19 protein-coding genes and 1 tRNA gene are annotated in these 20,776 nt (G+C 39.3%); 9 read left to right on the top strand and 11 right to left on the bottom strand.

The window, feature by feature from the left end; all coding sequences use genetic code 11:
• Positions 1-2: 2 nt before the first annotated feature.
• The 5 genes from JWG40_RS03010 to JWG40_RS03030 form a co-directional block, all read right to left on the bottom strand.
• Entirely contained in the window at positions 3-953 is a 951-nt protein-coding gene (locus JWG40_RS03010; RefSeq protein ID WP_205284496.1) for an LA_2486 family SGNH/GDSL-type esterase, read from the bottom strand.
• Positions 937-1,617, bottom strand: a complete 681-nt coding sequence (locus JWG40_RS03015) for a DUF6989 domain-containing protein (protein ID WP_205284387.1) — start codon at positions 1,615-1,617, stop codon at positions 937-939. The genes JWG40_RS03010 and JWG40_RS03015 overlap by 17 nt, the downstream gene beginning before the upstream one ends.
• 94 nt (positions 1,618-1,711) lie before the next feature.
• Positions 1,712-1,785, bottom strand: a tRNA-Val gene (locus tag JWG40_RS03020).
• 14 nt (positions 1,786-1,799) lie between these two features.
• Positions 1,800-3,083, bottom strand: coding sequence for a UvrD-helicase domain-containing protein (locus JWG40_RS03025; protein WP_205284388.1), 1,284 nt, complete (start codon positions 3,081-3,083; stop codon positions 1,800-1,802).
• Positions 3,084-3,129: 46 nt separating this feature from the next.
• Entirely contained in the window at positions 3,130-3,789 is a 660-nt protein-coding gene (locus tag JWG40_RS03030) for a class I SAM-dependent methyltransferase (protein WP_205284389.1), read from the bottom strand.
• 80 nt (positions 3,790-3,869) lie between these two features.
• Between JWG40_RS03030 and JWG40_RS03035 the strand changes: the two genes are divergently transcribed.
• The gene (locus JWG40_RS03035; RefSeq protein WP_205284390.1) at positions 3,870-5,552 is read left to right on the top strand and encodes a tetratricopeptide repeat protein; all 1,683 of its coding nucleotides are present in this window, start codon (positions 3,870-3,872) and stop codon (positions 5,550-5,552) included.
• Entirely contained in the window at positions 5,549-6,718 is a 1,170-nt protein-coding gene (locus JWG40_RS03040; RefSeq protein WP_205284391.1) for a tetratricopeptide repeat protein, read from the top strand. Before JWG40_RS03035 ends, JWG40_RS03040 begins: the two co-directional genes overlap by 4 nt.
• Here JWG40_RS03040 and JWG40_RS03045 read toward each other — a convergent pair.
• A complete protein-coding gene (locus JWG40_RS03045) occupies positions 6,715-7,689 on the bottom strand; it encodes an alkaline phosphatase family protein (RefSeq protein WP_205284392.1) in 975 nt (324 codons plus the stop codon). The genes JWG40_RS03040 and JWG40_RS03045 overlap by 4 nt on opposite strands.
• A 50-nt stretch (positions 7,690-7,739) precedes the next feature.
• Here JWG40_RS03045 and JWG40_RS03050 point away from each other — a divergent pair, with 50 nt between their 5' ends.
• From JWG40_RS03050 to JWG40_RS03065, 4 genes are read left to right on the top strand one after another with little or no spacing between them, the layout of a single operon-like run.
• Positions 7,740-10,511 carry a hypothetical protein gene (locus JWG40_RS03050; RefSeq protein ID WP_205284393.1) on the top strand — a complete coding sequence of 924 codons (2,772 nt, stop codon included), beginning with the start codon at positions 7,740-7,742 and terminating at the stop codon, positions 10,509-10,511.
• Complete coding sequence (locus JWG40_RS03055; RefSeq protein WP_205284497.1) at positions 10,483-11,091, top strand: tetratricopeptide repeat protein; 609 nt, start codon at positions 10,483-10,485, stop codon at positions 11,089-11,091. The genes JWG40_RS03050 and JWG40_RS03055 overlap by 29 nt, the downstream gene beginning before the upstream one ends.
• A complete protein-coding gene (locus JWG40_RS03060; protein WP_205284394.1) occupies positions 11,091-11,282 on the top strand; it encodes a ribbon-helix-helix domain-containing protein in 192 nt (63 codons plus the stop codon). The genes JWG40_RS03055 and JWG40_RS03060 overlap by 1 nt, the downstream gene beginning before the upstream one ends.
• Entirely contained in the window at positions 11,279-11,668 is a 390-nt protein-coding gene (locus JWG40_RS03065; RefSeq protein WP_205284395.1) for a hypothetical protein, read from the top strand. Before JWG40_RS03060 ends, JWG40_RS03065 begins: the two co-directional genes overlap by 4 nt.
• Here the strand turns inward: JWG40_RS03065 and JWG40_RS03070 are convergent.
• The 4 genes from JWG40_RS03070 to serC all read right to left on the bottom strand — a co-directional run bounded on the left by JWG40_RS03070 (position 11,636) and on the right by serC (position 15,471).
• Entirely contained in the window at positions 11,636-13,201 is a 1,566-nt protein-coding gene (locus tag JWG40_RS03070) for a LamG-like jellyroll fold domain-containing protein (RefSeq protein WP_205284498.1), read from the bottom strand. The genes JWG40_RS03065 and JWG40_RS03070 overlap by 33 nt on opposite strands.
• An 89-nt stretch (positions 13,202-13,290) precedes the next feature.
• Positions 13,291-13,728, bottom strand: coding sequence for a ribose 5-phosphate isomerase B (gene rpiB / locus JWG40_RS03075; RefSeq protein ID WP_002975248.1), 438 nt, complete (start codon positions 13,726-13,728; stop codon positions 13,291-13,293).
• Complete coding sequence (locus JWG40_RS03080; protein ID WP_205284396.1) at positions 13,725-14,381, bottom strand: hypothetical protein; 657 nt, start codon at positions 14,379-14,381, stop codon at positions 13,725-13,727. The genes rpiB and JWG40_RS03080 overlap by 4 nt, the downstream gene beginning before the upstream one ends.
• A complete protein-coding gene (gene serC, locus JWG40_RS03085) occupies positions 14,374-15,471 on the bottom strand; it encodes a 3-phosphoserine/phosphohydroxythreonine transaminase (RefSeq protein WP_205284397.1) in 1,098 nt (365 codons plus the stop codon). Before serC ends, JWG40_RS03080 begins: the two co-directional genes overlap by 8 nt.
• A 124-nt stretch (positions 15,472-15,595) precedes the next feature.
• On the opposite strand from serC, the gene JWG40_RS03090 reads away from it, so the two are divergent.
• On the top strand, positions 15,596-17,263 hold the full coding sequence (locus JWG40_RS03090) for a P83/100 family protein (protein WP_205284398.1): 1,668 nt from the start codon (positions 15,596-15,598) through the stop codon (positions 17,261-17,263).
• 67 nt (positions 17,264-17,330) lie between these two features.
• Here the strand turns inward: JWG40_RS03090 and JWG40_RS03095 are convergent, their stop codons facing one another.
• On the bottom strand, positions 17,331-18,437 hold the full coding sequence (locus tag JWG40_RS03095; protein ID WP_205284399.1) for a tetratricopeptide repeat protein: 1,107 nt from the start codon (positions 18,435-18,437) through the stop codon (positions 17,331-17,333).
• A gap of 110 nt (positions 18,438-18,547) precedes the next feature.
• Here JWG40_RS03095 and ilvB point away from each other — a divergent pair, with 110 nt between their 5' ends.
• Both ilvB and ilvN read left to right on the top strand, forming a co-directional pair.
• On the top strand, positions 18,548-20,254 hold the full coding sequence (gene ilvB, locus JWG40_RS03100; protein WP_205284400.1) for a biosynthetic-type acetolactate synthase large subunit: 1,707 nt from the start codon (positions 18,548-18,550) through the stop codon (positions 20,252-20,254).
• On the top strand, positions 20,251-20,739 hold the full coding sequence (gene ilvN / locus JWG40_RS03105) for an acetolactate synthase small subunit (RefSeq protein ID WP_205284401.1): 489 nt from the start codon (positions 20,251-20,253) through the stop codon (positions 20,737-20,739). The genes ilvB and ilvN overlap by 4 nt, the downstream gene beginning before the upstream one ends.
• Positions 20,740-20,776 lie beyond the last annotated feature (37 nt).

Raw genomic sequence — 20,776 nt, forward strand, 5'->3', positions numbered from 1 at the left:
TTCTAAGGCAAAATTAGAAAGGCCTTGGCGATGGCATCGGCAAAAAGTTCTGCGAGTGCTGGGCCTGGGTGACCATCATTTGGGATATAAACTTGTTTTTGTTCTTTAAACAATCCTTCTGTCCTTTGCCTTAGGTCGATCGTTTTCACACCCTGTTCTTGAAAGAATGTTTTTGCCAATGTATAATTGGGATCTTTGGTATCAGGGATTCCCTCTTTCGACATTCCCCAACTAAAGAGGACAGAGATTTTACCCTGCGGAAGAGAAGGGTCGGCGAAAAACTTTTTTAAATTGTTATATGTGATATGATTTTGGGGATAAAGGATGGGATCACCGTACGCAGTGTACGCATTGGTTGGGGGAGAGGGAAGAAGATTCCGGTAAAGATAGGAAATTCTTGCGAGTAAAAAATGGATCGGATAAAGATACCGTTTTAGGCCTGTTTTTTCTACTGTATCATCAATAAAGTCAGATGGATTCCAAATCCAATAGATTTGTTTTGGATGGTCTTCTTTTTTTGTAGAAGCCAATGTTTCTTTTAGAAGTTTCAATATCCCATTCGTTCCAATGGCATCCACTGCAATGACTCGGGTCTCTAAATTGTATTTGGATTTTAGATAGTAGGCTGGAGTTTCTTTTGATGGCAAACCGTATCCCATAGCCATGGAATCACCGATTAACCATAAATTGGCGGTCTCGGATTTCTCAGAGAGGATTCTTTCTCCCAAAACATTGGTTTGGATGTCCCAAGACTTTCCATCTTTACGGGTAAACTGATCCTTTACATTGGGGCAAAGGCGAATTTCCGAAAGTCCATACAAACAATGGATTTTTTTATACCGGATTTCTTCAGAATCAGTTTTTGATTGGATTCTTAAGACTACCTCTCCCAGAAAAAAAACTAGGAGAAGGGAAAGAACGATCGATACAAAAAGTTTATAGAATTTTTTCAATGAGGAGGTAAAAGAAGGAAAGATTTCCAATGTAAAGAATCATTACTAAAAAACCAATCGCCATTTGGAAGATATAGACCGAATAAGAAAAACCTTGGTAGGCAAGGTAGGTGGTAATACCTAAAATCATTTCAGGAACTAACACATAGTAAGCGACTTTCCCCCACATTTTTACATCCTGGGCATACCATGATCCCAAAACCCACATAGTGGCTTCCGATGTTCCAAAGATCACCAAAGCACAGATCCCTACCCAAAGGCAAGTTCCAACAATCGATACCGACATTTCTTCTAGTTTGATTCCTGTATATACACAGATAAAAAGAGGAATGGCCCAAAGCCCTGCCATATAACCAGAAACAGTTCCGATCTTTAAAAAACCATCTTCAGGAAATACTAATATCTGTAAGACGGCAGAAAGAAACCAATCGGGAAATACCATAAGAATCGATAAAGGAACGAGAAATTTCCAAATGCGAAAAGGGGTGTGCCAGCGTAAGACCAAACATAAGCCAGCAAAGCTGATATGGAATAAAAGGGTGAGTGAGGCCAGTTTGATTCCGGCTTGCGCTTGTCCCAAATAAAGAACAAGTCCAGAAACAATACTAAACACCGAAAAATACAAAGCCAATAGGAATTCTTCTGCTAGGAACTTAGGTTTCATCGCTTCGAACTTTAACGATTCAGCATCAGGATGCAAGTCGAAACTGAAAGAGAGTGGGTTTAAAAAATGAAAAGATGCGAGAGTCGAAGATACTTGGGAGATACTGGGTTCGAACCAGTGACCTCTACCATGTCAAGGTAGCGCTCTAACCAACTGAGCTAATCCCCCAAGGTAAAACCACTTCACCAGAGCCGAGTCCATCGTAAAGTACGATTTCTGAACCGGTTCCTGATTGAAAAATCCTCGCTCATTCGATCGGCCAGGCGTTCGGGTTTGGTTGTATCAGGGATTAAGAGAACCAAATTGTCTTTTGCTCTGGAAAGGCCGACATAAAGAATCCTTCTTTCTTCGGCTTCGTTTGTATCTTCTATGTCCTCACTCCAACCGAGAACCAGGTCAAGAATGACGGTTTCAAATTCCAATCCTTTGGCACTGTGGATGGTCATCACTTGAAAGGGAGGAACACCGCTTTCGATCCATTCCCTTTTCCTGAAATTGCTTCGAGTGAGGATGATTGATTTTGGATCTTTTGCAGACCACTCCTTCCAAATCTCCCAAGGTCTCGTTTCTACATCTTTGATTCGCTCCACTTGGAAGGTTCCTTTTTCTTTACGGAAGGTTTGGACTTGTTTTTCGATTTTGTCTTTGTTGTGTTTTAAGGGAAGTAGAGAAGACCGAATGATGGAATCCTTCGAACGATAGTTAGTGGAAAGAAAATATTTTACTACATTTGGAAAATGATTTGGGAAATCTAAAAATGGTTTGGGAGTGGCTCCGCGAAAGCCGTAAATTGCCTGCCAATCATCGCCCACAACCGTGATGGACCAAAAATTCATTTTTTTTATGATCTGAAGTTGTACTTCATCTGTATCTTGGAACTCATCAATGATCAGTGCCTTCCATCTTTCTTTCACGGCATCTGCAGATTTTGTGTCCAAAAACTGGAGGAAGTTTGTGATTAAATCATCAAACTCGAAGTAATGATTTTTTTCTTTCCAATTTTGGAAAGCAGATTGGAAGGTTTCGTAATCTGCTAAAGAAAGTTCTCGGAAATGTTTTCCGTTATTTTTGAATAGGATAGGAAAGGGAATCCCACCAATCGCAAATTGGAGAGGAGAAAGAAATTCCTTTGTGATTTGCCATTTTTTCGAATCACTTAGGAGTTTGTAACGAGGCCAATCTTTGGAACTATCATAGTGTTTGAGGGCAAAAAAACAAAACGCATGAAAGGTGGAGATATGGTATTTTGTGGAGAGATTTTTTTTATGGCACCGTTCTTTAAATTCCTTTGTGGCTTTTTTGGTAAAAGTGACAATGAGGGTATTCTCAGGTGGGATGGTTTTTTCTTTTTCCCTTTCTTCTAAAAGTCCAATCATCGTAGCAGTTTTTCCAGACCCAGCACCAGCAATCACTTGTTTGATGGGATGATTTGAAAGAATGATGGCCTTTTGTTCTTCACTCCACATGGTAGGTGAGTGGGAGAAACATCGGTCTTGGTTCTATATTTTTAGATTATTGTTTGAAGACAGCTGTATCTTCATCCTCTTCTTCTTTGAGGTCGTAGTATCCGTAAATAAAGTTGGAACTTGCCTTTACTTCCATTCCATAAAAATGCTCAGAGATCCGGCCTGATTTGGTGACTTCCAATTTGTATTCCTCTGCGAGGAATTTCATTTTGTCCATGGATATCTTTTCATTGATTTTGGGACCAAAACCAGATTCGGTTTTAGACCAATCGATAATAAACAATCGGCCTCCCGATTTCATAGACCGGATAAGGCCATCCATCGCCAAACCTGGGTTTGGAAAAGTGGAAAGAGTTAGGGACGCAAAAATAATTTCAGGAACAGGAACCCATTCCGGGAGGAGGGGATGGTCGGACTGATCCATATGGAAAGGCGTGAGTTGTTCGATTCCTTCCATAAGTTTTCTTCGTAAGATCATATCGATGATCTCTTGTTGGCATTCGGCGGCCCAAATCCAAACATGGGGAAACCACTTTCGAAATTCTTGGAAGTAGAATCCGAGCCCACTACCAAAGTCCACTAGGTTATTTAAGCCCTTCCAATTGAAAAATGCATACACATCTTCAGGAGGACAAACCTCCCTCCTGTGGCTTGAAAGCAGGTATTCCTGGTAAGTTTGGGAACGGTAGTATTCCGTTTCGGACATAATGACAATTCTCAGAGAAAAGCTAGGAAAGTACAAACGAAAAATTCAATTAGGGGACCTTTGCCACCGAAAATCTAAGTATGAAGTTCTCGATTCAACTCTGGACAGCTGTACTGCTACTCTCACTCGTTCCGGTTTCGGCAGACTCTGGATTTGAGGAAAGTCGTTATCCTACTATAGCCAAGGCAATTCACTCAAGCCTTCTTCCTGATAAAAAATCGATTCGTTTGGATTGGGATCCACCCAAACAAGAAGGTGAAATCATTGTGGCTAGGTCCACGGTAATGATTGACAGTCCAGAAAAACTATACATTGCGGATTCTCTTGGAAGATACAAAGCATCAGGGGCAAATGCAACCCGTGTTTTTTTTGATTATAATCTAAAACCTGGTACTTATTATTACGCAATCGTTATGGTAACGGACGTTCGTCGTCGTGAAGTGAAACTCTTTTCGAATCAGAATTATACAGTGGTTCCCGTTCATATTTCCGAAGAAAATGGAACTCCAGTAGTGGGACAAAATCCTGACTTTCCAGCTTTTCCTGCCGATGCGGGAATCCAATCGATGGTAGGTGGGGTATCGGGAATTTCGGCGACGATTGAAAGGAAGTATTTACGCCTGAATTGGACACCACCAAACGGTGCCATTGCGGGGAGAACCTTATATACCGTGTATCGATCCAATTCACCTCTTACTAGTTTGCCTCTGATGCAAAAAGCAGAAAAACTGGCAGAACTCACTCATCCTGTGAATACTTTTTTAGATCAAGATTTGGATAAATCCCAAACACTCTATTACGGGGTTTCTGTAAAACAAGTGGGCGGCGAAGAAACTTTGCCCTTGGAAGATAAAAAGTCCACCTTGCGAGTGTTTTATGTCAAACAAACAGAAAAAAATAACGCCGAAGTCATTGTAGAAGAATCCCCAAAAAAACCAAAACAAGAAGTGGCATCAAATGATACACGAACAGATTTTGGTGGTGCCATGCATGTGAGAGGGCTTGGTTATGAACGAGTAGGAAAAGGAGCTGTGATTAGTTGGATCAGTCCAGAATCTGCTGACGAAACCACTGTATATAGTTTGTATGCTTCGGTGAAACCATTAAACCAGGGAACTTCTTCCTTTGGCCAAGGATCTGTTGTGAAAGTAGCAACTGTCCTTCATCCTAAAACTAATTTTTTTATCAAAGAATTAAAAGAAATCGACGAACTCTATTTTGGAGTAACAGCAAAATCTAATGGAATACCAGAAGATTATAATTTAAAAGAAAATGTATCTTACTTTAAATATGATTTTTCAAAAGATATAGCTCCCCCAGAAGAACCTAATGAAGTGGCTGAGTCTCATCCAAAAAGGGAGCCAGAAAAATCCGAACTTTATAAAAATGAACATACCGTAACTCCCGCTGATACCCTTCCTCCAAGAGAGTCGGAACCAGTAAACGATTTTAAGGAAGAAACATCAGCTACGGTGAATTATGATTTGGGCCAAACAGATCTAAATCAAATCATAAAAGAAACTGTAATTAGAAAAAAATATGAAACAGCAGTGTATCGGTTGGAAGAATATTTGAAGAATGAATCAAACGCATATTTAAGAGGAAAGGCGATGTTTTTTCTTGGAGTGAGTGCTTTGAAAACTGGTGATACGAAAAAGGCTTTAAAGTGTTTTTTGAAAAGGGAAACTAAATCCTATTCACCATCTCGAGTGGAATTTTGGACGAATCAGACCTTGAGTCAGGCGGGTAGAGGGAATTTATGAATCGAATTATTGTTACTTTAGCAGGTTTTTTATTTATCGTTGCAGGCCTTTCCACTGCATACTATCAAACTAATATTTCTGCAAGAGAAGACCAATCTCAAGTGATTTTGGAAAAAATTGCGGAAGGGGAAGAATACTTAAAACAATCTAACCCGCAAAGTAAAGAAAAGGCAATTGCCATCTTTTCTGAGTTAGCTGGGAAACGTGGTGCTGAAAAATTTGAATTTCAAATCAAATACAATCAAGCAAGAGCACTAGAAAAAAATTCTGATTTTTACCCAGCGCTCGATATTTACAAAGATCTAAAAAAGAATCCAAATGTAAAACCAGAAGAGAAAGAACGCTTGAGTTACTCTCTAGGGAATATACTTTTAAAAATCGGTAATGAGTCAGAAGGAAAAGCCCATTTAGAGTCTGTTTTGCAATCAAGTTCAGACAATAAATTAAGATCCAAATCCTTTCTTTCGCTTGGTGATTATTTTTATAGAACGGGAAATTTTGAATCCGCTCGTAAAAATTATACTTTGGCATTACAGGAAGATCCTAACAATACAGAATCTAGAATTGGTTGGGGTAGATCCTTACGTAAACTCGGAAAAGACTGGGCGTCCTTTGATGTATTTGACGAATACATTGAAACAGCAGACCAGTTAGCTGGTGCTGATGAAAAGGTAGTAGGGGAGTATAAAGACTCTGTTTTGAAAGATGCAAAAGAAAATTATACTAAAAAAAATTATACAAAAGCCATCGAACTGTTTCAAAAAGTAATCACTGTGAATCCCACTCCTAAAAAAGAAGAGGAAGCTTTGTATTACACTGCTTTGTCTTACGATGCTATGGGAAAACAAATTGAATCCCTCACTTACATCAATAAAGCTTTGAATAACAGCGATTATTCGCTCGACCAAGCGGCATTGTACAAAAAAGGCACCATTTATTTCAGGCAAGGTAAATTTGAAAAAGCTGCCGGTATATTTCAAACGATAGTAGATAAATACCCTAAAAACCAGATTACCGACAAGGCGATTGCATGGAAAAAAGAATCACTCGATCAGTTTACCGACCACAACGATCTTGATGGTTCAGATGTATCGTCTGATTCTCTTTCAACTAAACCGGGTTCGATTTCTAACCGACCTGATTCGGGAAGTGATTTAGAGTTTTAGTCGGACTTAATTAGAAATTCATTCGTTTTTGTATTCAGGAGGGCTTCCTCCATTCCGAAAGTTTTATAAATTTCCGGAACAATGTCTGCAAGCGAATGTATATTTTCTGCGAAGCGGTCAGCATTCTTACCATAGAGGATGGTGGCCGCCGGGTTTTCCGTATGATTTTTTTGACTTAAGTCTTCCATGTTCCCATGATCACTCGAAACAATAAGTAGATCGTTTTCTGGATCAAGAGTTTCAAGGATCCCGCGAAAAAAATCTTCTAGATTTTTGATCACATATTCTGCCTTTTCCCAATCCATAGCATGTCCCACTTTATCAGTGAGAAAGTATTCATACAAAGCCAATTGGTAATGGGCAAATCGAGACATGGATTGTTTGCCAAGTAAGTAGGGATCTCGCCTTTCGAGGAGTGGATCCCCTTGTTTTAACATATCAATTCCCAAGGTTCCCATAATTTCATGTGTGAGATCCATATACAGACCTCTTTCATTTCTTAGGTCATCGAAGTTCTTTAAAGGACGACCACTGGCTAACTGGACTAAGGTGGAGGCTGAAACGAGTTTCGGTTTTTCTTCTACATGTTTTAGATATGGCGGAGAAAAACAATTTAGAAAATCACTCAAATGTCCGTTTTCGTTTAGGACCTTGATCATGGAATATTTGGCTATGATTTTGCGAAGGGTGATGGTCGGAAACCCACTCACGTGCCGCTCAAGCACTGTGGGACCAGGAATTCCCGTCCAAAGAGCTGTTTGGCCTGTGGCGGACTGGGGCAGGCCAGAAACGCCCATATGGGCATCTGTTTTGATATAATGTAATCTTGATGGCAAAACCGGTAGGTCTGCATCGGACTTCGGAATCCCTCCGACGGGTGCTAAAAATCCTTTGGCAAAACGACTGAATGGATTGGATTTTGGGTCGTAATTTGCGATTCCCACACCGTCCAAAAATACATAAAAAATCATTCCTTTCCTTGGACTGATTGGTTTTTGCCAATGACAACCCGATAATTAGAATGATGAAACGGAATTTCGGAAACCTGTCTATTCTTTTTGGATACTTGGTCGTTTCCCTTCTCGTTACTTCGCTCCTCTTTGGGTATTTCGAATGGATTCGACCCCTTCGTATGAAGTCCAATTTGATTTCCGCCCTAAAACGTTTTGACGAAGACAGGACAAAAGAGTATTTGAATACACTCGAGTTCTTTTTTCGAGAATCTGCCTTACCTTACCGTGCCTCCCAGGTGACTACTCGGATCAAACAAACCTTGGGACTAAGCTATGTAAGGTTATATGATGATTCCCTTCGCCTCATTCATAGTACAGAGGAAACGAACGAAATCTTTCAGGAAGAACTTAGGCAAGACCCCACTGGGTTATTAGAGGGTAAACTTCGTACCCTTGCTAACGGAGATTATGTGTATCGGGACTTATCAGGGAAATTCTTTGTTGTTTTTCCTCCGGGGCCGGCCTTACCGAGACAAATTCAAAATGCCAACTTAGAATATGGGTATCTTTATTGGGCCTTTGATCCCAAGTCACAAAAAATATTATATACCAATGACGAATCGATTTTGACGGGTGACAGGGAGAGTAACCAACTTCTTGGACTTTTTTCGGGGAAAGAAGGCCAAACCATCACATGGCAGTTAGATGGTAAAAATTCTAAACTTATTTTAGAAACTACAGATCATTTTTCTATTTATTTACTTCGTCAGTCAGATTCAGAATCTGATGAAATTAGATTCGGTTGTTTTATACTTTTCCTGATTACCTTTACTGGCCTTTTTTACATTCGTTTTATTTGGATGGTCATTCACACTCATGGGTTTCCATTCAAACGAAGAATTCTTGTGCCGGTGATCGTGTATTTGATTTTACTTTTGTTTTATCAAAAAAGCTTCGAACTATTTCCAGACTATCGTTATTATAAACCTTGGACTAAACACAGGTTAATCCAATTTGAAGAGACTCTTTCTGTTCTTGAAAAAAATCTACTTAGGGAAGGTTTGGGCGAAGGTGGGGGGCTCGGCGAAACTGAAAGAATAGTTTCTGAACTCTATCTTTGGAAAGAAGGATCCTCGGAAAGTAAAACCATCCAAAATCGATTTGGAACAGAAATTTTTGGTTTGTTTCGAAGAATCCAAAGCCATCCGATCACGATGTTACTCGAGTCTGAGATGGATTTAGTGTATCTCATTCCAAAACGTAATAACGAGAATGATTCTATCGATATTCTAGTGGCTGTGCTCGACTCCAGTTTTTTGCAGGCCAAAAAAGAAAAAGATCGCGATGAGTTTTACTTTCCCTTAGTTTCTGCAAAACTATCGGATAACAAAAGTAAGGAACAAGTCCTATTCAGTCCAAAAGACTGGAAGGGTGAGGATACTTCTAAGTTCGTCCATTTGGATTCCAAAAAACAATCGGTAGGATTTTTACACCATAAATTTCATACTTATTATACTTCTAAAGAACAAGGGAAACCTGGATTTTTATCAGGATTATCTGTATATCGTTACTCCTCCTTTCCTCCTTATCTATTTAGCTTTGGGTATTTATTTATAGGACCATGGATCTTCTTTGTTTTATGGGCCTCTATCAAACGTAAACTAGAGCATAGTGGTACGTTAGGGGAATCCCCTTTGATGAGTGAGGATTCATTCGCAACTGAAGTAGAGATAAAAAAAACTCACCTGGAGAAAGAAGGAATTGAAACAAAAGTGGAACCCATTACAAACAATACAAATCCAGTGAAAAAAACGAGTTTTAAAATACTTCCTCCTGCCACTTGGAGACGAGTGGCCATTTTAGATGCCGTACAAAAAAAACGAGAAGCTATTTTTAATCCTGAGTTAGAAAAACTCGTTCATTCCGTTACCAAAAGAGAAGAATCAGAAGAAACTCAAAAACCATTCGCAGAAAATTTTCTAACTTTGGTGCCTGAAGAAAAACGAGTGGAGTATGCTTTACTTGATAAAATTTATCGAGAGAATGAGATCTCTTATGATGGGATTATTGGTTATACAAAAAACTTTATCTCAAGGCTTGGTTCCCCTCGGTTTTCTTATTTATTTTTAAATGATTCTCTTGGTTCCTTTCACAACCAAATTTCTTCTGGGTTAGACTATAACACCCGTTCTAATCTCATTTTTTTACACCATGATCCCTATTTACCTTTTGATGAAACGGGATTTGCCTTGCTTGATGTGGATGATGTAGTCAGGCTCGATCGTTTTATTGCTAAGAAATTTTCTTGGGAAATCCTATTGCAAACAGAGGCTATCATTGCTTTCCATATGGAATCCCTTGGTTTTCCTGGAATTTTTCTTGTACTATTGAATAAAGAAGAAAGAAGTAAGTTTCTCGACTCTCACAAACGTATGATTCAGGACAAACTCCGCCAAGTAATTCCTGCACTGCATGTGCTTGTGGAAAAAGAAGAAAGAAAACCTGAGTTTCTAAAGGATAGTTTGTCTTGGATGATTCGTTCCTTTATGCAAGCTACTTTTGGCGGAAAGAGGGCAACCTCAGTCCTTCGCATCCAATGGCCCGAATACCATCCCTCGCAAGAATGGGAACGTTCCAAAAAACATTTTGTAGATTCCATTCAAACCTATTTGGAAAGCAAAGATCGATTGATTGAAACCTCACCCAATTCTATGTTGATTGTAACGGCAAAAGATTTATACCTTTCTGTGATTCAAAAATTACAGGAACTACCATTTCGCCATGAAATCAAATCGATGAAATTCCCTGATGATGGACAAAACTACTACCTATACTTTTAAATTTGTTTGTATTTTTCTCTTATCCATCCAAACTTTATGGGCCGGTGGTAGCAAAAAAAAAGAAGAAACAACCGCTCTAAAAAAACAAATTTACAATCTCCACAAAGTAGATGAAGAAACTTCTTCCATTCCTTATTTGGAACGTTATCTTGACTTAAGCCAAAACGAACTTTATTTTAAACTACTTTATGCGAAGTCACTTCTGTATAGAAATGATTTGTCTGTACCAAGGCCTGATGAACCTGCTGAAGACAGAATCAATAAGGCAAAATTAATTCAAAAAAATTATAATCTTTCCTCCAAACTTTTTCAAGAAAATGTTCTGCATTTGGAAAAAGTAAGGCCAAGGGATCCCAATTTAGGCCGTTGGTATTACCTTTGGGCTTTCAGTGAATGGTTTTCAGATAACAAAGAGAAGTCGATCAAACTATTCCAAAAGGCAGTGAAGTTGGATTACCGTTTAACCGAATCCTATTATAATATTGCTTCTCTTTACGAATCATTAGGACAATGGCAGGATGCTAATTTGTATTGGCGGAAATTTGAAAAGGCCGAAAAAGAATTGGAAGAAGAAGACTAATGGCAAAAATTGATAAACGGTTTCAAATCTTACTTTCAGAAGAGGAACAGATTTTATTAAAGAATGAAGCATCAAGAAGAGGGGTTTCGCAAGGGGAACTCATACGTTTGGCTCTAAAAAACGAGATCATCCAAAAATCAGAACTTTTAAGAAGACAAGCTCTTTTGGCACTTACGGAGATACTGGATTGAAACTCTATTTAACTTCGTCCCTTCTGTTTGCATTACTTCGATCTTCTCGTAAAACAGAAATTCAAAAACGATTATTTGAAGCATTGGATAAACATGAGAGATTTTTTACTTCCTCACTTTCCATTTTTTTATTATTCCAACTTTTAGATCCCATTTCTGTAGAGAAAAAAAAACAAATCCTTCGTTACCTAGAAGATCTCACTGATTCTATTTTTGACTTGGATACAGAAGGGGTCAGAACACAAATTTTTATGTCAGAAACTTGTGATATCGAAATGGCAATCGCTTTAAAAGAGGGGATGGATGTACTAATTGTGGATTCGGAAAGGGAGGTGGCCTCCCTTCCTTTGCTTTTAGTTCGTAACTTCTTTGGGGAAACTGAATGAAATAGGAGGGGAAAGTGGACTTCTTTGGTCCTTGGAATCCCATTCATTCAAATAGCGGTTGTAAGCTGAAATTCTAAAATAATAGGTCAAACCTGGCTGGAAAAGGAGTCCTCTTTTTTCCTTTCTAGAATGATCCACTTGGTCAGCAAGAGGTCGGTATTCCTCGTTTGTCAGTTCCCCTTCTGGAATATAAATATTATTAACTAAAGTATCTTCTGTAATACAAAATCGTTTGTTTCTGAAGCCACTATTTTCTTCGTTACCGTCAATTTTACTTAAATTCCCATTTTTATCTTTTTTTACAAATATAGAACCTAACATTCGGTTGGGGGTGAGCCCATAGTGTATGATATATCCGCCACCATTTTGAACTTCTTTTTCATGATTGGAATTCCATAAAAAACAAAGTGCATTTCCTTGAGTCGGACTTGATTCCAATCGAAATTGAGTGGGAAGATCCGGAGGAGTTTGTTCCGTATATTCAAAGGATAACGATTGTACGTGGGGAACCGTTTTACCCATAGGGTCTGGACGAAACCATAACTTCCACTGGTAGTATTTGAATTTGTTTTTGGGAAGTTCCTTGTCGAACGATTTGATTCTTGTCCAAGAAAGACTTGTATTTGATTCTAAAAACTTTTGGTTCGAACCTCGAAAGTAAAGTTCAAGCATAGTATCTTTAGGTTGTTCTATATTCCATTGGATTTTGGTGAGAGAGGAGTTGCTATATTTGGTTTCTAAAATAGGAGATAGGGCGGTACTTCCTTCCATAAATCCAATTTTAGTTTCATCATCATACCGAACTGGTTCAAACTTTGTATATTCAAACTCCGGTTCTCCTTTATGAATATGGAATCCATCTAAATTTCCATAAAACGCTTTCCCAAGTACAAGAGGAGTGGAATCGTTTTCGGGAAAACCAAATCCTAAAGTATCAGCTTGGTTGTTTTCATATTCTGCGGTTTCAATTCCATTTTGATAGAGTACAAATCGATGATTCAATGTATCAAAATAAATAGAGATCACTTCCCAAGTTTTTCTTTTGATTTTTACTGATGAATCTAAAGTAAAACTTGTGGTTCGACCATCGGATTTTTGGAGTAGGTTATTGACGTAAAGTGTGGGTTTACTTTCGTTTAACTCGAGTGAGATGCCATACTTTTTCCCCTTCACAAATACTGTTCTGTCTAAAATTATAGAACCGGCTCCTTGTTCGCTTAAACGAATGGGGATGGTGATGGTAAAGGGATCGGGATGAGTTCCAAATAAAGAATTTCCAGAAACTGATAAGTGGATTTGATTCCTTCGGCCTGAAAAATAAGCAGATTTTCTGCCGAAAAAAAAGGTTTGATCATCTGTTACATAGGAAGCAGAAACAACCGATATGGATTTAGATTTAAAAGGAATGCCAGTTTCTGTAATCTGCGGTTCAGTCACTTCTCCTTCAAAATCGAAGAAAAGTTCCCCATGTTTTGGAGTATTCTCTTTGGGTTTGAGAAAGTTCTTTTTGCCAGGTTCGGAATTTTGAACCACACCGGTTTTTTTCCAAAGGCTTAGGTTTAGAATTTCTTTTTTGGGGACTTCCCATCCAAATACAGGTAAGCCCCAAATGAAGAATAAGATTACGACTGTTCTTCGATCAGTCCCAATCGTTTTTGGTGCCGTCCACCTTCGAATTCTGTTTCTATCCATTTTTTTACGATTCTCTGTGCTAAATCCGTTCCGAGAACCCTTCCCCCTAAAACCAATACATTGGCATTGTTATGGCGTTTGGACATTTCCGCCGTAAACTCATCATGGCAAAGGGCCGCTCGAATGCCTTTGAAACGGTTGGCAGCAATGGATGCTCCAATGCCTGTTCCGCAAAGCGCGATGAGCCTCGGAACTTCACCGGAAAGGACCTTTCGGCAGGCATCTCCAATGATGGTGGGGTAGTCGACGGACTCTTCGCTCTTAGTACCGTAATCGACAATTTCATAAGTTTCCTCGAGACTTTTCCTAAGGAATTCTTTAAGAGCAAATCCCCCATGGTCAGACGCAATTCCAATTTTTTCTTTCATTCGGCTTTCTCCTTTCTTTGTTTTAGGGCTTCGGTGTAGGATTGATAAGATTCCACAGAGAGTGAGAGTAAAAATTTATCTCGTTCTCGGAGTAAGGTTCCGTAATAACCTGTAAGTAGGTCTAAATACCTTGTTTGTTTTCCCTTGGGATCCTTTTCGGAAAGGTATTCGATGGTGAGATTTGTAATTTCAGTTTTGATTTCTAAGTGAGATTCAAACCATTGTTTGGCGAGAGTAATCTCGCCTGGGGTGAGTGGATAGGGGCGATTGTCTGAAAGTAATATCCTCCACTCATAAGAAAAATATACTTCTTCCTTTTCATTTCCGGCAACTATGGAAGCCTTTAAATACTCACCTAAATCTTCTGCGAGTGGGTCTTCGGGAAGATTTTTAATTACATTCTCTCTAAAACAATTGAGAGAGGCAATCCTTAGTTCGGCTGATTCTTTGGCATATTCTGCCATCTTGGCACGATCTAAATTTAATAGATTGGGACTTATGGCTCCAGGAGGAATGTCTTTTTTTAATGGCAAATAACATTCCTTAGCCGCTTCCCATCCCAGATTCCCTTCTGGAATCCAAAGAGAATGGGCAGATAAAGAGCCGATGAAAATAAGAAAAAAACTAAGGAAAATATTTGAAAAATTACCCATGGGTTCTTTCAAATTCTTTAATAAAAGAAATAAGGGAATCCACACCTTCCTCAGGCATTGCATTGTAAATGCTAGCTCGAAAACCACCTACATCACGATATCCTTTTAAACCAGCAAACCCTTGTTCTTCGGCAAGAGTTAAAAACTTAGAATCTAAACTATCGTTATGACTTCGAAATACTACATTCATTGCCGAACGAAAGGCTTCTGGAACCGGTGCGTAAAATAAAGAAGAAACATCTAGGGCATCATAGAGTTTTTTTGCTTTTCTTTCATTTGTGGCTTCCATCACAGAAATCCCACCTTTTCGTTTCAAATATTTGAAAACTAAACTTGCAATGTAAATAGAGTAGGTAGGTGGAGTGTTGTAGTTAGAACCATTTTTTTCCATGAGTGCATAGTTCATCAGATTGGGAATGGGATGTGTTTGTTCGGGTAGTTTTTCTTTGTCATAGATCACAAGAGTAAGCCCAGAGGGACCTATGTTTTTTTGCGCTCCGGCAAAGATCACAGAGAAGTCTTCTATGGGAAGTTTACGACTCAGGAGTTCGCTAGTCATGTCGGCAAAAAGAGGTGCCTTTGTTAATTTGGGAAAAGTTTTGTAACGAGATCCGTAAATGGTATTGTTAGAAGTGATATAAAGATACTTAGCTCCCTCATTGACGTTCTGGTCTGTGATGGTGGGAAGTTCCATATATTTGGAATCTACCCCATTAAAAATAGATTTTACATTAGGGTAAAATTTCTTTGCTTCTTCATAAGCTTTTTTAGCCCAAACACCAGTGATCGCAAAATCGGCGGATTCCCCTGCAGCCAAATAATTAAAAGGAATGGCAGAAAATTGTAAAGTGGCTCCGCCAGGAAAATACACAACCGCATAACGAGAGGGCAGTTCTAAAAGATCTCGTAAATCAGCAAGTGATTCGTTAAGGATACTTAGGAAATGTTTCTCTCTATGGCTCATTTCCATCACGGACATTCCGGTTCCTCTGTAGTTTAGGAACTCGGACTTGGCCTCTTCCATGACTTCCGTAGGCAACATGGCAGGACCGGCATTAAAATTGAAGATTCTGTGTGTAAACGTTGGCATCCACCCACAGAATTTTGAATATCCACCCGCCGGTAAATAGATTTTTATTCTAAAACTTGCTTTGCAGAATCGGAAAGGTTGTTATTCTTGTGGGCATCTTTACCCCAATTTTCGTGAGGAAACAATGAGAATTTCTCGTTCCATCATCATTTGCCTATTTGTAGCCGGTCTATCCTTGACCGCACAGTCCAAAGCCCCTCTCGGTGAGTCCGAAATCAAGGGATCCAAAAAAATCGAATTCATCAACCGTTCCTTACGTAAGGCATCTGATGACATGATCCAAGAAAATACCGAAATTGGTCGTAAACTGGCAGAAACCTTGGCCAAAGAAAATACGGCCACCGTCGATGGAGTGAAAATCCAAAGAGTGCTTCCTGGAGCTGACGGAAAACTCGGAGCCGACATCCTTTTTCTTTCGGAGTCTCAAAGTTTTGACCATGTCAATTCGATTGCGCGGATCATTGCTTCGTATGTAGAAAAATCCTTCCAATACAAAGTAGGGAATGCGGAGACACTTGCTCAGTACATTTTGTATTACAATGCAACACATAGAAAGGACTCAAAGTTTTTTACCAAAAAATATACAGAAGGAGTGATTACCGCAACTTCCAGTGACAAATTAGGAATCGATACGGTTTATAAAAATTGGCCTGGCAAAACACAAATCATCATCCCAATTGAAAGTAATATCTTAAAAGACAGTGGGAAGGATCTCACAACGGATGAGTTAGAAAAAGACGTCAACAAAACAGTAAAGGATAAAGAAAAAGATCCGGCCACCAAACAGAAGATGGAAGACGAAGCCAAAAAAATGGACAAGTTGCAAACCGATAAACTGAAAGATGAAAAAAAGGTTTTGCAAGATAAAAAACAAGAAGTGGCAGACGAACAAAAACAACTCCAAGACAAAAAAGACGCACTGAAAAAACAGGAAGCGGAAACGGTTGCAAGTCTCAATGAATTAAAAAAAGATCCTGTGAAAAACAAAGCAGAGATCGAAAAGAAAACAGAAGACATCAAAAAAATCGAGCAAGAGAAAAAAGAGACTGAGAAAAAATCAGAAGCTGTAGAAGCCAAAAAAGAAGAACTCAGTAAAAAAGAAGAACAAATCGCTAAAAAAGAAGAAGCTCGCACGGGTGGGGACACGGCTAAGAAAGAGGACACTGTCCAAAAAGTCGAAGCTAAGGTTGAGGAATTAAAAACGGAGCTGGCACAAACCAAAGACGAACTGAAGAAAAAAGAAGAACAAAGTGATAATGTTGTGAATAACAAAATTCTTTTTATGAAGTTTATTAAATATGATACAGATGGTCATTACTCCAATGAACTTTGGGCCATTGATCCTGCCAAAGACGATGCTCTTTATAAAAGCTCGTATAACAATATTTGTTCCAAGGAATTTAAAGAAATCGCAAACCAAGGAGTCCTAGTTCTCGGTTACGACGGTGAAAAAGTAGAAACACGTAAACACAAACTCGTATTACTTGACCCAGACAAATTAGGTGTTAAAAAAACAAGCGAATCTGCAGATATTTTCTGGAGAACTCCTATGATCAATCGCGAAGACAAAATCTATGTGATTGAAAAGGTAAAAGACAAATACCATGTCGCTAGATTCAAATCAGACTTAACCTTCGAAAAAAGGACAGAGGAAGCGGTAGAAGAAAATTCAGAACTTACTTTTTTTGGGGATAAAATCTATGTGACCGGTAAACCGAAAGAAGGCGACAAAACTACCATTAAGGTCTTTAAAAAAGAAGACTTAAGCCTACTCAAAACCATCGCTCCGTAAGGAGGATGGGGCCTGCGTAACAAAAGGATTCCAGCCATTACACTCTTGTGCGATGGTTGGAATTTTTTTAATCCTTTAAATATTCAATCCTCTCGCGGATGGATTCATTGGAAGGATTTTTCTTTGCCAAATCTTCTAGAAGTTTGATAGCCTCAGGTTTTTTCCCCATAATGTCCCAAAGGTCAGAAAGTTCGAGTGCAGGTCTTGGATCACTCGGAGACTTGGAAAGTAGGCCTAAATAAATTTCTTCTGCTTTTTCTAAGTCACCAATGAGGCGTAAGGCGGCCGCTTTCCCAAGTAAGGCAAAGTAATCATCACCACTGGCAAGAATTTTATTAAAACATTCCAAGGCCTTGTCATAATTGCCAAGGCCCCGAAGTGAATCTGCGTAACGATTGATAATGAGTTTGTTGTCTGGATCGGATTCGAGAATTTTTTCCCAAAAGGTGATGGCAGTTTTAAAATCTTTTTTACCACGATAGGATTCGGCAAGACCGTAGAGAGCAAAGAAGTTTTTGGGATCTAACTCTTTGGCGCGGTCGTAATAAAGAATGGCTTTATCAAAGTCTTTGATTTTGCGGTAGCTGTTTCCAATCTCTGTAAGGATTTTAATATTGTTCGGTTGGCTAGAAAGTAATTTTTCCCACCACTGGATGGCATCCACATACCTTTGGCAGGCAAAGTATAAATGACCAAGTCCAACAATCACATACTGGTCATTGGGATTAATTTGGAGAGCTTCCATATAATAAACTTCAGACTCTTTAAAGTTTTTTAGTTTTCTATGGGCATCTGCCACTCGAGAAAGGATACTTGCATCTGTGATAGTTATATGGTGGAACTCTTCTGCTACTTCTATGATTCTTTTAAGACTGTTTAAATCTCTGTAAGCATTCATAAGTCCCATAAGAGAAAACTTATTGGTTGTATCACCAAGCAAACATTTTCGGTAGTATTGAATGGCTTGTTCCGGTTGTTTTGTTTTGGCATAATAGTCGCCAAGACCAACGAGGCCATACGTGTTGGAGGGATCTTCATCTAGTAATATGTCTAATCGTTCTTTGGCTTCTTTAAAACGACCCTGATCAAGAAAACGATAGGCCTCTTTTGCAAGAGCTTTTATTTTTGTGAACTTTTCATCTTCTTGTGGCTTTTCAATATCTGCATTTTCCATATTAGGGTCCAATTTTCAGCATTCTTTTTTAGACAGTAAAAATCGACTCAAAAACGTGAGAACATTGACAACAGGCTCTTTTTTGCAGAAATGACAATAGGGGGGAACGTATGTCATCTACAACCGAAGCAATTACAGGCGGCCGACTGATGGTCGAATTATTAGAAGAAGCGGGTGTGGAGATTGTTTTTGGATACCCTGGTGGTGCCATCCTCCCCTTCTACGACGAACTCTATCATAGTAAAAAAATCAAACATATCCTCGTTCGTCATGAACAAGGTGCCGTCCATATGGCAGAAGGCTATGCTCGTTCCACAGGCAAGTTAGGTGTTTGTATCGCCACATCCGGTCCTGGTGCTACCAATTTAATCACGGGTCTTACTGATGCCAAATTGGATTCTATTCCCATCCTTGCCATCACAGGCCAAGTTTCCACAGATGCGATCGGAACCGATGCTTTCCAAGAAGCCGATATTTTTGGAATCACCATTCCAATTACTAAATACAATGCTCTTATCAAAAAAGCTGATGACCTTGCTCGTCATTTCGAAGAAGCAATTAAAATTGCCATGGGAGGAAGGCCAGGACCCGTTTTACTTGATTTTCCGAAAGATGTTCAAACCCAAAAAACAACGGTTAGAAAAGCATCCTCACTCAAAATTGCTCCTCATCATTATGAAAGACCAAAGGTCAAAGGGGACCCACAAGAATTCGCAGAAGTTTTAAACGGGGCCAAACGTCCGTTACTCTATGTGGGTGGTGGTGCAATCAATTCCTTTGCTTCCGCTGAAATCAAAGCTTTGGCAGAAAAGGCAAATGCACCAGTGACTACAACCCTTATGGGTCTTGGTGCCTTTCCGGGAACTCATCCACTATCAGTGGGAATGCTTGGAATGCATGGAACCGCTTACGCCAACAAAGCGGTGTTAGAATGTGATTACATTTTAAACTTGGGTGCCAGGTTTGATGACCGCGTTGCCAAATACCAAGACTTTGCCCCGAATGCCATTCGTGCTCATGTGGACATTGATGCGGCTGAGTTTAACAAACGAATCAATGTAGACCATATCCTTCATGGAGATCTAAAAGACGCCATTCGTGAAATCCTTCCTTTTGTCAAAGGAGGAGACCGCACTTCTTGGATTGAACATATTCAAACTTTAAAGAAAAACCATCCACTCGATTTTGATAACAGTGGGGACAGTATCAAACCTCAAGACTTTTTGCAACGCGTGTATTCAAGAACCAAAGGGGAAGCCATTGTTTCGACTGATGTAGGCCAACACCAAATGTGGGCTGCCCAGTATTATCTTTTTGATAGACCCAATACTTGGTTAACTTCAGGGGGACTTGGGACTATGGGTTACGGACTTCCTGCGGCCATTGGTGCCAAATTTGGGAATCCAGACAAAACCGTGATTTGTGTCACAGGCGATGGATCTTTTCAAATGTGTATTCAAGAACTTGCTACGATCGCGCAATCTAAGTTAGGTGTTAAGATTTTACTTTTTAATAACAACTTTCTTGGAATGGTGCGTCAGTGGCAGGAATTATTTTATGAAGAAAGGTTTAGTGAGTCCCAATGGACTTATAATCCTAACTTCGTTAAACTTGCAGAGGCCTACGGAATACCTGCGATGAAGATCGAACATAAATCTGAAATTGAAAAGGGTGTGGATTTTTTCTTAAAAGACAGTGGGTCAGCTCTAATTGAGGTGATGATTCCTGCGGAAGAAAAAGTGTTCCCAATGATCCCTGCTGGAAAATCACAACAAGACCTAATTGAATTTAAAGACTTGGGGAAATTGAAAAAATGAAACACACACTCAGTATTTTAGTCAATAACCATCCTGGTGTGATGAGCCATGTTTCAGGCCTTTTTACTCGTCGCGGATACAATATCGATTCGATTGCTGTGGGTGTGACGGACAACGCGGAAGTTTCTTCCATGACAATCGTTTTGAATGGTGATGATTTTTTAGTAGGGCAAGTCAAAAACCAACTCCTCAAACTTCCCGATGTCCTAAAAGTCCAAGACATGACCTATGCTGGTTCTGTACAAAGGGAACTAGTTCTTATCTCTTTTTCGATTACGGAAGTCAATCGAAGCGAAGCCCTTACCATTTGTAATGGCTTCGATGTCAAAATTCTAGAAATGACAGAGGATTCTCTTCTTATTGAATTTTCTGGAAATTCAAGACAAGTTACCAATGTGATTTCTGTTCTTAAACCTTTCGGAATTCGTGAGATTTCTCGTACGGGTCAAATTGCTATCGCCTATCGGAACCAAAACTCGGTTTAGAATCCACTTGACAGACCCTTGATTTTCGGAGACTATT

The organism is Leptospira abararensis (assembly GCF_016918735.1).
GTDB lineage: Bacteria > Spirochaetota > Leptospiria > Leptospirales > Leptospiraceae > Leptospira_A > Leptospira_A abararensis.